Source organism: Nocardioides potassii (assembly GCF_021648885.1).
Taxonomy (GTDB): domain Bacteria; phylum Actinomycetota; class Actinomycetes; order Propionibacteriales; family Nocardioidaceae; genus Nocardioides; species Nocardioides potassii.
Genome location: NZ_JAKJHZ010000003.1, coordinates 1 through 12,213, shown reverse-complemented (window position 1 = coordinate 12,213; position 12,213 = coordinate 1). Strand labels below are relative to the sequence as shown.

Annotated in this window: 11 protein-coding genes; 8 read left to right on the top strand and 3 right to left on the bottom strand. The window is 67.6% G+C overall.

The features are described from left to right. Positions 1-88 precede the first annotated feature (88 nt). Together L2K70_RS01555 and L2K70_RS01550 are read left to right on the top strand one after the other, a co-directional pair. The gene (locus tag L2K70_RS01555) at positions 89-1,216 is read left to right on the top strand and encodes a glycosyltransferase family 2 protein (RefSeq protein WP_236398008.1); all 1,128 of its coding nucleotides are present in this window, start codon (positions 89-91) and stop codon (positions 1,214-1,216) included. A 90-nt stretch (positions 1,217-1,306) separates the two neighbouring features. Continuing rightward, on the top strand, positions 1,307-3,130 hold the full coding sequence (locus L2K70_RS01550; RefSeq protein WP_236398005.1) for an ABC transporter ATP-binding protein: 1,824 nt from the start codon (positions 1,307-1,309) through the stop codon (positions 3,128-3,130). Between the two features lie 12 nt (positions 3,131-3,142). Here L2K70_RS01550 and L2K70_RS01545 read toward each other — a convergent pair whose 3' ends face one another. Further along, positions 3,143-3,856, bottom strand: coding sequence for an alpha-1,2-fucosyltransferase (locus L2K70_RS01545; RefSeq protein WP_236398003.1), 714 nt, complete (start codon positions 3,854-3,856; stop codon positions 3,143-3,145). 197 nt (positions 3,857-4,053) lie between these two features. Here L2K70_RS01545 and L2K70_RS01540 point away from each other — a divergent pair, with 197 nt between their 5' ends. Continuing rightward, positions 4,054-4,926: a glycosyltransferase family 2 protein gene (locus tag L2K70_RS01540; RefSeq protein WP_236398000.1), complete on the top strand. Its 873-nt coding sequence runs from the start codon at positions 4,054-4,056 to the stop codon at positions 4,924-4,926. A 522-nt stretch (positions 4,927-5,448) separates the two neighbouring features. After that, positions 5,449-5,991: an acyltransferase gene (locus L2K70_RS01535; protein ID WP_236397997.1), complete on the top strand. Its 543-nt coding sequence runs from the start codon at positions 5,449-5,451 to the stop codon at positions 5,989-5,991. Between the two features lies 1 nt (position 5,992). Here the strand turns inward: L2K70_RS01535 and L2K70_RS01530 are convergent, their stop codons facing one another. Next, a complete protein-coding gene (locus L2K70_RS01530; protein ID WP_236397994.1) occupies positions 5,993-6,910 on the bottom strand; it encodes a glycosyltransferase family 2 protein in 918 nt (305 codons plus the stop codon). A gap of 82 nt (positions 6,911-6,992) precedes the next feature. Between L2K70_RS01530 and L2K70_RS21465 the strand changes: the two genes are divergently transcribed. Continuing rightward, positions 6,993-7,997 carry a CgeB family protein gene (locus tag L2K70_RS21465; protein ID WP_236397991.1) on the top strand — a complete coding sequence of 335 codons (1,005 nt, stop codon included), beginning with the start codon at positions 6,993-6,995 and terminating at the stop codon, positions 7,995-7,997. A gap of 80 nt (positions 7,998-8,077) precedes the next feature. Here the strand turns inward: L2K70_RS21465 and L2K70_RS01520 are convergent, their stop codons facing one another. Next, entirely contained in the window at positions 8,078-8,302 is a 225-nt protein-coding gene (locus L2K70_RS01520) for a hypothetical protein (RefSeq protein WP_236397988.1), read from the bottom strand. Between the two features lie 6 nt (positions 8,303-8,308). Between L2K70_RS01520 and L2K70_RS01515 the strand changes: the two genes are divergently transcribed. The 3 genes from L2K70_RS01515 to L2K70_RS01505 all read left to right on the top strand — a co-directional run bounded on the left by L2K70_RS01515 (position 8,309) and on the right by L2K70_RS01505 (position 12,086). Then, positions 8,309-9,073, top strand: a complete 765-nt coding sequence (locus tag L2K70_RS01515) for a hypothetical protein (protein WP_236397985.1) — start codon at positions 8,309-8,311, stop codon at positions 9,071-9,073. Then, complete coding sequence (locus tag L2K70_RS01510) at positions 9,070-9,750, top strand: acylneuraminate cytidylyltransferase family protein (RefSeq protein WP_236397982.1); 681 nt, start codon at positions 9,070-9,072, stop codon at positions 9,748-9,750. Before L2K70_RS01515 ends, L2K70_RS01510 begins: the two co-directional genes overlap by 4 nt. Positions 9,751-9,812: 62 nt before the next feature. After that, positions 9,813-12,086, top strand: a complete 2,274-nt coding sequence (locus tag L2K70_RS01505) for an N-acetylneuraminate synthase family protein (protein ID WP_236397978.1) — start codon at positions 9,813-9,815, stop codon at positions 12,084-12,086. Positions 12,087-12,213: the final 127 nt, after the last annotated feature.

Genomic DNA, 12,213 nt, shown 5'->3' with positions numbered 1-12,213 from the left:
ATTGGCAACGGCCACTTCGGAGCGAGAGCGGCGGCGCTTGGGCTTGATACGGCAGGATTGCGCCAGACGAGCACCCGGAAGGCAGCACATGAGCCGAGCACGACCGTCGTTGACGTTCGCGTGCGTCTACAACGACGAGGACACTCTTCGCGAATGCCTGGCGGCGTCACTGGCCCGAATTTCTGACGCCCCGGACATGGAGCTCATCACAGTGGACAATCGCGATCACTCGTTCGCGTCCGCGGGTGCTGCGCTAAATCATGCGGTTCGACTCTCGACCAAAGAGGTGGTCGTCATGGCACACCAGGACGCCTATGTCCATAGCCCCGACCTGATCCGCGAGACGGCGCGCCACCTGTGGGACGGCACATTCGGCTTGCTCGGTCCGGTGGGCGTTGACAGTGCCGGATTCGTCGTCGGGAGGATGCGTGACCGCACCGCCCTGATCGGCCGCCCTTCCCCGGAACCGACTGCGGTCGACTCGCTCGACGAGGTCCTGATGATGGCGAGGCGGGAGGTTCTGCTCGAGCACCCTATAACCGAGGACGCCGACCTCAGTTGGCACGCGTACGGCGTCGAACTCTCGGCCCGCCTGCGCCGGTCGAGTATCGGCACCGCCGCGTGCGACATGGCGGTGACCCACAACAGCCGAAACCTGAACCTGGCTCGCTTGGAGGATGCGCACGCACGCATCGCGGAATTGAACCCGGACGTGCTGCCCCTGCGAACGACCTGCGGCACGATCGGCGACGCGCCGGCGCCGAGAGCATCGATGCTGCGACGCGCACGTCGCTTGGCGGGACGGAAAAGGCGCGCGCTACTGATTCGTGTCCGGCAGGCACGTGCGCGTCAGTCACGGCCGCCCCAGGTCGACCTCAGGGAGACCCTTCAGGACCTGGCTTGGACCGACCACCCACTCGCCATCATCAATGTGGATGCGGTCGGGAGGTTCGACGAGCAAGCCGGTGGCACGATCAGGCTGACGAGGGACGGCCGCCCGGTGACCTTCGCCGCCGTCGGCGGCGTTGACGAGGCGCTGCGCGTGATCGAGGCGGTGCCTGAAGATCAATCCGCCCTCGTCACCAATCTTTCGGTTGAGGACCTGAGTGCGATTCGACGAGCGGGTCGCCGCCACCTTCTCGGTGGCTACGCGGGGGAATATTGGCTTCTATTCGGGCCAATTGTCGACACAGTTCCGCCACATTGGTTCAGGTGACCAGGCGATGCACGCGGGTGACCGCATCAATCTGACCATCTGTCCCGACATGTCCCACCCAGTCGAGCGTGACCCTGCAGACTTGTCCCCGTGCTGAGCCTGACCGGAACCCCGCTGCGTCGCGTCGCTGGCCTCCTCGGGTTCCCCCCTGGAGCGGGCGAGTTGATCGACCACCCCACGCGACGCCGCCTGGTCGTCTCAATCCTGTTGTCAGCCATGCTGGCGGTGCTCGACACACTCGGCGTCGTGGCCATGCTGCCGATGATGCAGTACGTCACCGGACAAGAGGCCGATACCGGGGCCCTGGGTCGGGTCAACGACCTGCTCGGCAACCCGAGCCCCCGCACGCTGGTCCTATCGCTCGCCCTCGTCATCTTCGGGACGTTCGTGTTGAAGGACGTCGCTTCGCTCTTGGTCAAAAGGTGGCAACTACGATTCATGGCCAGGCAGAACGTCCAGGTGTCGACGTTGATGCTCGAGGGCTATCTCACTGCGCCCTACTCATGGCACCTGCGACAGAACACCGGTGACAAGCTGTGGACCATCCAAGGTGCTGTGACCATGGGCTACGCGGGCGGGCTCTCGTCCGCTCTCAGCGTCCTGACCGAGATTCTCACGATCACCTTCATCTTCGGTTCCCTGGTCATCATCTCCCCCGTGACCGCACTGTCCGCTGCTGCCTACTTCGGGGTGGCGTCCTTTGTGGTGCAACGCGTCATCCGACCTCGCATCCAGCAGGCAGGCGAGAGGACGCGGGAAGCCTCACAGGCTGTTGGCAAGTCTTCACTGCAGGCGCTGACGGCCGTGAAGGAGATCAAGCTCCGACGCGCACAACAGCCCTTCGTCGACGAGTTTCGCGAAAAGAGCGCAATGGGCGCCGAGGCCAACGTGCAGGCGCAGATCCTCACCATCCTGCCGTCCTACTTCCTCGAGATCGTCTTCATTCTGGGTATCGGCATCTTGGCAGCGGTCGCAACCAGCGGGGCGAGCGCTGAGGAAGGTCTGGTGGTGCTCGGACTCTTCGTCGCGGCGGGAACCCGCATCCTGCCCAGCTCCGTGCGGCTCATCAGCGCCTTGTCAGGTGTCCGGTTCGCGCATGCGCCCCTCAACCAGCTCGTACTGATGAACCGCCTTATGCGCGATGCCAGAACATCCGAGCAAGCCGCCGTCACGACCGACGAGGTGCCACGCGGCGACCTGGTCGTCCGGGATGTCGAGTTCTCCTACGCCGACCGACCCGACGCCAAGGTTCTCAGGGGTGTCTGCCTCGAGGTGCCGCAAGGATCGTCCCTGGCGATCGTCGGGACGAGTGGTGCGGGCAAGAGCACATTGGTTGACCTCATCCTAGGTCTGCACTCGCCGACGTCTGGGGACATCACCGCGGGCGGGCTGTCCGTGTTCGCCAACCTTCCCGCTTGGCAACGGGGCCTGGCCGTCGTGCCGCAGGAGGTCGCCCTGCTCGACACGACAATCGCGGAGAACATCGCATTTGACGAACCCCTAGAGGGCTACCGGCTTGCGGCGGCCGTCGAGCGGGCACAGCTCGGAGACCTGATTGATGACCTTCCACTCGGACTGGAGACCGAGGCCGGCGAACGCGGTATGCGGCTCTCCGGCGGCCAGCGGCAACGTGTGGGCATCGCACGGGCGATGTATCGCAACCCAGGCTTGCTCGTACTCGATGAGGCGACCTCGGCATTGGACAACATCACGGAGCGTCGAATCACGGAGACGATTGACAGCCTCCACGGAGAGGTCACCGTCATCGTTGTAGCGCACCGGCTATCGACCGTGCGGCAGTGCGACGCGCTTGCCTACATGGAGGGTGGGCAGGTCGTCGCCTACGGCACGTTCGACGAGGTGCGTGCCTCGAACGCCCGCTTTGCCCGCCTCGTCGAGCTGGGCTCGCTCTGAAGCTGAGACACCTCAGCGGGTGTCGATCATGTGCCAGATTGGGTCGAGTTGCCACGCATAGCCGTCATTGATGTCGACAGCGTGGAAGGCGGGCGCGACCACGGTTGGGGAGTCACTGCGAACTCCGGCGAGGTAGGCGCCCCAGTAAGAAAATGTGGAGTTCGCCAGTACGAGGTGGCGCGCAGAGGACAGGAAAGCCAAGTGATCTGCAGGATCGCCCGACACAATTCGGACCGGACCGAGGCCACCCAAGAAATCCAGGTGATCAAGACACCAACGCGGATCGTCCGACACGATAGCTACGTGTGAGATCGAAGCTCGCGCAGCAGCGAGGTCCACGGCACGTCGAACGTAGCGGGCGATGTCCATCGCGTAGCGCGCTCGGTACTCATCATTGGAGTAGTAGTCCCCCCGCCTGACGTTCACCACGAGCAGGTTGGGGTCCGGATCCGGCGCGAGAGAAATGAATTCGGGCGTCAGGAGCCTCGTTCGGACGAACGCATCCAATTCGGACCGACTGAAGTCGCGGCCGAACTGCTGGAAATGAGTCGGCGGGACGTTCAAGAGCCGGTCGGTCCGTCTGACGACGTCAGCCCCAAATCGAGGGCGCAACTCCGGCCAGATTGGATCCCACGCAGCGACGTGCGCGTTGTGCAGCACGCGCACGTCGCGGCCGGCGGCCGCCTGGATGTCGGCATGCAGCCAGAAGTAGAGAAGGTTCCCCACGCGAGTGCTATGGGGTGTCAACAGGACCGTACGACTGCCTCGACGCAGTTGACGACCTACCCACGATCGCGCACGGATGCGAACGTCGTTTAGCACAGGCACGCTCCTGATCGACCGGCTACGGACAGGACAGTCGGCATCCTAGGAGCGGCTGGGATCCACGACGGCGGACACACCACATTCCCTAGGCTGCACGGGTGCGCCCCGACGACATCGCGTGCTCGATCGTGATTCCGACCCTCAACGCCGCCGATCTCATCGGCGAGCAGCTCGAGGCATTGGCCGATCAACCGGGCGCTCCGACGTTCGAGGTCCTTGTCTCTGACAACGGCTCGACGGACGACCTAGCTGGGGTGGTCGAGCGTTACTCCGAAGTGCTCCCGGGTCTGCGCCGAGTCGATGCTTCACGTGGTCGCGGCGTGTCCGTTGCTCGCAATGTAGGTGTGGAGGCAGCCGCATCGGACCGTGTACTCATCTGCGACGCCGACGATCGTGTGTCGCGCGGCTGGGTTCGGGCCATGCATGCTGCTCTGGACAGCGCGCCGCTGGTCAGCGGACCCGTCGAGACGACCGAGCTCTCTGGGCGTTCGGCCGGTTGGGTGCCGATCGCAGAACGGACCGAGGGACTCTTCGAGGTCTGGGGGCACTCGTACGGTATCGGCGCCAATCTCGGCCTACGACGATCGGTGTGGTCGGAGGTGGGCGGATTCGCCGAGGACTACCCGGCTGGAGCCGAGGAGATCGACTTCGCATGGCGCGCCGCGGACCGCGGTCACCTCTTCACCTACGTCCCAGACGCCTTGGTTCATTACCGCATTCGAACGGACCTGCGAGGAGTGCTTCGCCAGCAGTACAACTCCGGGCGAGGCACGGCGACGCTCTACTCAAGGTTCAAGCCGGAGAGCGTCGTACCGAAGTCTGTCCTCCGGCGAACGCACCACGAGCTCATGCTCCTTCGTCAGTTCCCTTTGCGCGGCGGTCCCGACGCCCGACGGCGCTGGCTCACGTTGACGGCGTTCGAAGCAGGCAAGCTGGTCGAGGCGCGTCGGCTCGGGATCCGCGCTCCCTGATGCCTGACGCGCCGAGCGTCAACCGAGGCCCGGCGCCGGCAGTCCGACTCGTCGTACCTCCGACTACGGGCGATGAACGCCAGCATCCGTTCCACCGCGTGAGCCGCCGTCGGGTGCTCGAGCACGTCCATGCAGCAAGTCAGGTCTAGCTTGTCGCAGTCCGCGGGCATCACCCCCGAGAGATAGTCGGCCACGATCTCGTTGAATCGTGACAGGCTGAAACGACTTTCGCCTGCGTCCAGATGAATCGATGCTGCTGATTGAACCGTCTTACCCCGAACCGCTTGCAGAGGGTGCGTCCGAAGCCACCCTTTCCGCAGCCAATATCAACTGCCCGCCGAGCGGCTGGAGGGATGAACTCGGCGAACTCCTCGCGGGGGTCGTCCAGGTAGGCACCCTGCCGGGGCAGATCGTCCACGGCTACCCTCTGTCGCGTCCGACTGGAACGAGTTCAGAGACTAGTCTCACGGACACCGGTCCACTTGCCTTGTGGCAAACACGTCGTTCGGTCGGAGGTGGCAGATGGGGCACGTCGCTCGCTCCCTGGTGTCCGCGCCGGCAAGTCTCCGATGGCGCCTCGCAGCCGTACGTACGAAGCTCGTCTACCGCCGCGCCTTCGGAACCCTCGGCGAGGGCACGGTCATCGTGCGACCCAACAAGCTCCAGGGCGTCGAGCGGATCCACCTCGGAGCAGACTGCTCGGTCTTCGAAGGAGCGTGGCTGGCTACCGAGGCCGGCGGCGAGCTCCGAGTAGGAGACAACACCTATCTCGGCCACGACGTACACCTGCACGCGCTGGACCCTGTGACGATTGGCTCCGGATGCGTCATCGCCGACGGCGTCTTCGTCGGCTCCTCCGACCACGATCGCGACGACCGGCACCGCGTGCACGGCACCGGCAGCATCACGATCGGCGACCGCGTCTTCCTCGGCCAGCGGTGTGTCGTGCTCGGCGGGGTCACGATCGGCGACGGCGCGACGGTCGGCGCGCACGCGGTGGTCACCAAGGACGTCGCCCCGGGCCAAACGGTCGTCGGGATCCCGGCCAGGCCGCTGTCGGCCTGACTCAGCGGCCGTCCCGGGGATCCTGCCGTGACCAGCCGTATCGCAACATCGACCATTCATAATGAAGACGCTCGATCGGCCGGACGTCTCGACCGGAGGCGCGACGAGCTGCGTTGTAGAGAAGGTTGACCAGCGAGGCAGCCGCCAGACCTGTTGCCAGGCGACCTCGAAACCCCCACTTCTCGGCGTACCGAAACCGGGAAGCGGCCGCCCACAAGCTCACCTTGGCGAGATCCGACGAACCACCGTGTGCGTGCACCAGCTCCACCGTTTCTGCATGAAAAGACCGCACGCCGACGTCTTTCAGCCTGCGGCAGAGGTCGATGTCCTCGCTGTACATGTAGAAGCCCTCATCGAACCCCCCGACGCGGCGATAGTCCTCAGTGCGCACGAGCATGCAGGCGCCGGCGACCCATGCCGTCTGTTCATCCCCGTGGGTCACCCGCGTTCGCCCGGGTCTCCGCTGCCGCCACGCCACGACGGGCATCATCGCGTTCAGCACCTGTGGCATCGCCGATGGGAACGCTGCGGACGCAGTCGTCCCTCGCCGCTCGCCTTCGACGAGATTGGGTGAAGCCACGCACGGCATGTGCGGTCGGACAGCGGCCACGAGGTCGTCGATGAAGTTGGGCTCCGGCACGACATCGCTGTTGAGGATCATCAGCAGCGGGTGGGTCGCAAGTTCCGCGCCACGGTTGACGGCGGTACCGAATCCCCGGTTCACCGGCAACCGAACAACGTCCACTCCGTGTTGTTGCGGAAACGCCATTGGTGAGCAGTCGTCGGCGACGATGAGTTGCATAGGTCGCTCAGTGCGTTGCGCTCGAAGAAGGTCGATGAGCGACAACGTCAACGCGGGGTCGCCATAATGGGGAATGACGATCGAGAGGGCGGCCTGGCTGTCGAGATCGTCGCTCACGGTCAGATCCTAGGGACGCACCCCGTCGAAAGGCCTCAATGCACTCGGTGAATGCCCGCGACGCACGCTATGCGCCGCTGCCGTGAGAGTGCTTCTGGTCAGCCCCGGCTTCCACGGCTACCACTCGGCCATCTCAGCCGCGCTGGTCGCCAGGGGTCACGACGTCACCACCCACGTGTACGACGACCACGGTGGCTTGGCGGGTCGAACGTGGCACCAGCTGCGCCACCAGCTCCCGCACCGCGTCGGCGCCGGTTCGCTGCGCCGGCTGGCCAGGGAGGAGACGACACGAGCTGCGGCCATGGTCGACCAGACCCGCCCCCAAGCCGTGCTGGTGGTGAAGGGCGACCGCCTGGGTGAGCAGTTCTGGGCCGCGATCCGGAGGGTGCCGCGGATCACCTGGCTCTACGACGAGCTCCGACGCACGCAGTGGACCTCCGAAAGACTGCAGCCGCTCGGTCCCGTGGCGACGTACTCCGCCCTCGACGCGGCCGACCTCCACGCGGCGGGTCTCGACGTGCGTCACGTCCCGCTGGCCTTCGACCACCGGCTCGTGCCGACCCCCACACGACGCCGCGACCAGCCGGTCACCTTCGTCGGGGCCCGGTACCCGTCACGCGAGCACGTGCTTGCGGCGCTGGTCGCGGAAGGCGTGCCCGTCAGGGCCTACGGTCGCGACTGGTCGGGGCACCCCGTGGACCGGCTCCGCACCTGGCGGGTCGGCGCGCCGTCGATCCCGGCAGGACGGGACAGGTCCCGCGCCGAGGCATACGACCTGATGACCGCCTCGGTCGCGACGCTCAACCTGCACGGCGACCAGGACGGTTTCACCATGCGCACCTTCGAGGCCGCGGGCACTGGTGCCGTCGAGCTGATCGACCGCGCCGACGTCGAGGGTCTCTACGAACCCGGCGTCGAGGTACTTCCGTGGAGCCAGCCTGATGAGCTCGTCGAGCTGTGCCGACGCAGCATGGCCGACCGAGCGTGGACCGACACCATCCGCGCCGCTGCTCGCTCGAGGACTCTTGCCGAGCACACCTTCGACCACCGCGTCGCGGTCCTGGAGGACGCATGGGACACGGCCTGAGGCATCCCGGTGACCTCGTTGCGTGGCGCCGCTGGCACGAGTGGCGCCACCCCGTCCGCCACGCCGTCCGCACACTACGGTCACGTGTCCGCACGCCCGCCCCAGCCGTGGTCGACGTCCTCGAGCCCCCTGGCGAGCCGGACATCCTGGTCGCGGTCGAGGCGACCCACGCCAGCGTCCGGGAGGCCGTCGCGTCGCCGCTCGAGCACCTCGATCCCGGCCGCACCGTCGTCGTCGTACCCGTGGGTTGGCAGCCGCCGGACGCCTACACAGGCCATCGCAGGCGTACGGCAGTCCTTACCCATCTGGCCATGCCGTCGGCTCCCCGGGCGGTCCTCGCAGCGGGCCACTACACGCCGATAGGTTCCGCCGCCTTCGACCTCGCCGAGCAGTGTGGCGCGACCTTCTTCGTCTCGCAGCACGGCGCCCTCACCCCGTTCGCCCCGCCCCTTCCTCGCGCTGCGCGCCTGCTTGCGTGGACCGGGGAGGACGCGGCGTTCTGGACCGCGGGGCGTCAGGACGTCGAGGTGTCGGTCACCGGGAGCCAGCTGCTGTGGAACGCGGGTCTCGTGACGGGCGCTAGCGCGCCCTCCTCGACCAGCGGTGGGGCGAGCGAGCACCCCTCGACCAGCGGTGGGAGCCCCAGCGCTCCGCTCGTCTACCTCGGACAGGGCCACGCGGCGGAGATCTCCCGCGCCCGGCTGGCCCACGCGGCCCTGACGACCTGCCGCGAGCGCGGGGCCGTCTACCGCCCGCACCCCTCCGAGCGGGACGTGGTGTCGCGGGCCGTGCTGGCGTCGTACGCACGTGCCGGCATCCGCATCGACACGAGCGGTCAGCCTCTCGTGGACCTCGACGCGCCGATCGTCAGCGTCTTCTCCACGGGCTTGCTGGAGGCCGCCGCGCGTGGCCGAGAAGCGTGGGTCGACTTCCCCCGCCCTCCTGCATGGCTGGGCGAGTTCTGGGAGCGTTACGGCATGCATCGCCTCGGGGACGTCCCCACCGCCGCGCCGGATCGCCCAGCCGTCGAGCCCGCACGTCGGGTCGCCGAGCTCGTCACCGAGGCGGCGCGATGACCCTCTGCGTGATCCCGGCTCGCGGCGGATCGAAGGGGGTGCCGCGCAAGAACCTCCTCGACGTGGCCGGGAAGCCGCTCATCGTCTGGACCATCGAGCAGGCGCTCGCAGTGCCGGGCCTTGATGTCCTCGTGTCCACGGACGACGAGGAGATCGCAGAGGTCGCGCGCGCCTCCGGCGCACGGGTGCCATGGCTCCGACCCGCCGACCTCGCGCAGGACACCACTCCGACAGAGCCCGTCGTGCGGCACGCGATCGAGCAGGTGAGCGCCGAGCGCGGTCGCCCGGACGTGGTGATGCTGCTCCAGGCGACCTCGCCGGTCCGGCACGACGACACCCTGCCGCGGGCGCTGGCCGAGTTCACCGAGACCGGGGTCGACTCGATGGTCGGCGTCGTCGAGCAGCCGCCGTTCATCTGGCAGGCGGGCGACCCGCCGACAGCGGCGTACGACGTCGCCGCCCGTCCCCGCCGGCAGGACCTGACGGACCGGACGCGGCGCTACCGCGAGACCGGGTCGCTCTACGTGACCCGCACCGGGATCTACGAGCAGCACGACAACCGGCTCGGTGGTCGCATCGGCCTGTTCGTCATGGCGGAGGACGAGGGGATCGACATCGACACCGAGCTGGACGTCGCCCTGGCCGCGCGTCTGTTGACGGCACGTACCTCAAGGTGACCACGCCATGGCTGTCTCCTAAGTACGGTTGAGGCGCACCGACATCCACGGAAGGCCCTGCGTTGATCATCGAGCGTGACCTCACGCCCTACGTCGTCTACTCCGGCGACCCCGTGCTGCGCGCCCTGGAGAAGATCACCGCCAACCAGGCGCGGGTGATCTTCCTCGTCGACTCCCACGGCCACCTCGACGGCGTGCTGTCGGACGGCGACTTCCGCCGCTGGGTGAGTGCTGCGGCGAGCCTCACGGTCGACGTACCTGCGATCGAGGCTGCCAACACCTCACCCCGGAGCCTGCCCGTCGGCAGCAGCCCCGCGGAGATCTCGCATGCCTTCGGTTCCGGGATCGACCACGTCGCGCTCGTCGACGAGCGCGGGCATCTCGTGGCCATCGCGATCAACCGGGCCGACGAGCTCCGCATCGGCCGCCACCGGGTCGCGGCCGACGCACCTTCTCTGCTGATCTCCGAGATCGGCATCAACCACCAGGGCGACGTCTCGCTGGCCAAGCAGCTCGTCGACCTGTCGGTCGAGGCCGGCGCCGACATCGTGAAGTTCCAGCTGCGCGACATGGAGTCGGTCTACCGCCAGGGGTCGTCGGGCTCCGGGGGCGAGGACCTCGGCCCGCAGTACACCCTGGACCTGCTCGCCAAGTACAACCTCGAGGCGGACGAGCTGTTCGAGGTCTTCGACCACTGCCGCGACGTCGGCATCGAGGTCATGTGCACCGCGTGGGACCCGGTCAGCGTCGACCGCCTCGTCGACTACGGCGTCCCGTCGCTGAAGGTGGCCTCGGCGGACATGACCAACCACGCGCTGCTGCGTCACATGGCCGCCACCGGGACGCCCATGGTGATCTCGACGGGCATGTCGACCGAGGGAGAGATCCGCGAGACGGTCGAGGTCGTGCGCAGCACCGGTGTGGCGCACGCCTTCCTGCACTGCCAGTCGACCTATCCGGCGCCCTTCAAGGACATCAACCTCGCCTACCTCACCCGGCTCGCCGAGCTGACCCAGGCGCCGGTCGGCTACTCGGGACACGAGCGCGGCTTCCACGTCCCGGTCGCCGCCGTCGCCCTCGGCGCCCGCATCATCGAGAAGCACTTCACCGTCGACCGCGGCCTCGAGGGCAACGACCACAAGGTCAGCCTGCTGCCCGGCGAGTTCAAGGAGATGGTGCAGCGCGTCCGCGAGGTCGAGGAGGCGCTCGGGACCGCCGCGCCGCGTGCGGTCTCCACCGGCGAGATGATGAACCGCGTCAACCTCGCCAAGTCGCTCGTCGCCGCCCGTCGCATCGAGGTCGGCGAGACGCTCACCGACGCCGACATCGACATCAAGAGCCCGGGCCGGGGCCTCCAGCCCAACGCGTACGACAAGCTCGTCGGACGCACCACGACTCGTGCCCTCGAGGCCGGCGACTTCTTCTACGCCACCGACCTCGGCGACGCCGCGCCCCGCGGTCGGGCCTACAACTTCCGGCGTCCGTGGGGCCTCGCCGTCCGCTACCACGACATCGACGCGATGACGAAGGACACCACCCCGGACTTCCTGGAGTTCCACTTCTCCTACAAGGACCTCGACCTGCCGGTCGAGGAGGTCTTCGCCAAGTACGCCGACGGCCTGCCGATGGGCTTCACCACCCACTCCCCCGACCTGTTCGCCGGCGACTTCCTGCTCAACCTCGCCTCGACCGACGACGACCACTGGGAGCGCTCGATCCGGGAGCTCCAGCGGGTGGTCGACACGACGCGGGAGATGCAGCAGCACTTCACCCGGAGCGCCGACGCCCGGGGTGAGACCGAGGGGCCGGTGATCGTGGCCAGCCTCGGCGGCTTCACCACCGACGCGTTCGTCTCGCCGGCGGAGCGCGAGGCCATGTACGAACGGGTCGCCGCCGGTCTCGCCCGCGTCGACGACTCCGGCGTACGCCTGTGCGCGCAGACGCTGCCGCCCTACCCCTGGTACATGGGCGGACAGCTCTACTGCAACCTCTTCGTCGACCCGCGCGACACCGCGGCCTTCGCCGAGAAGCACGGCCGGCGGCTCTGCTTCGACGTCTCGCACTCCAAGCTCTCGGCCAACTACCTCGGCATGTCCTTCGCCGAGGCGACCGACCTGCTCGCGCCGCACACCGAGCACCTCCACCTCGTCGACGCGACCGGCGTCGACGGCGAGGGCGTCCAGGTCGGCGACGGTGAGATCGACTGGGCCGTCCTGGCCCAGCAGCTCGACGCGATGGCGCCGGGCGTCAGCTTCATCCCCGAGATCTGGCAGGGCCACGTCAACGACGGCGAGGGCTTCTGGATCGCGCTCGAGCGGTTGGAGCAATGGTTCTGACGCCATCCGGGTTGCCGACCGCCCTCTGGGTGGTCCCGGTGAGCGACCTGGCGGGGGTGGCGGGGGGCCCCCCCCCCCGGGGCCCGGCCCCCCCCCCCCCGCCACCCCGCGGGAGCAGACACAACAC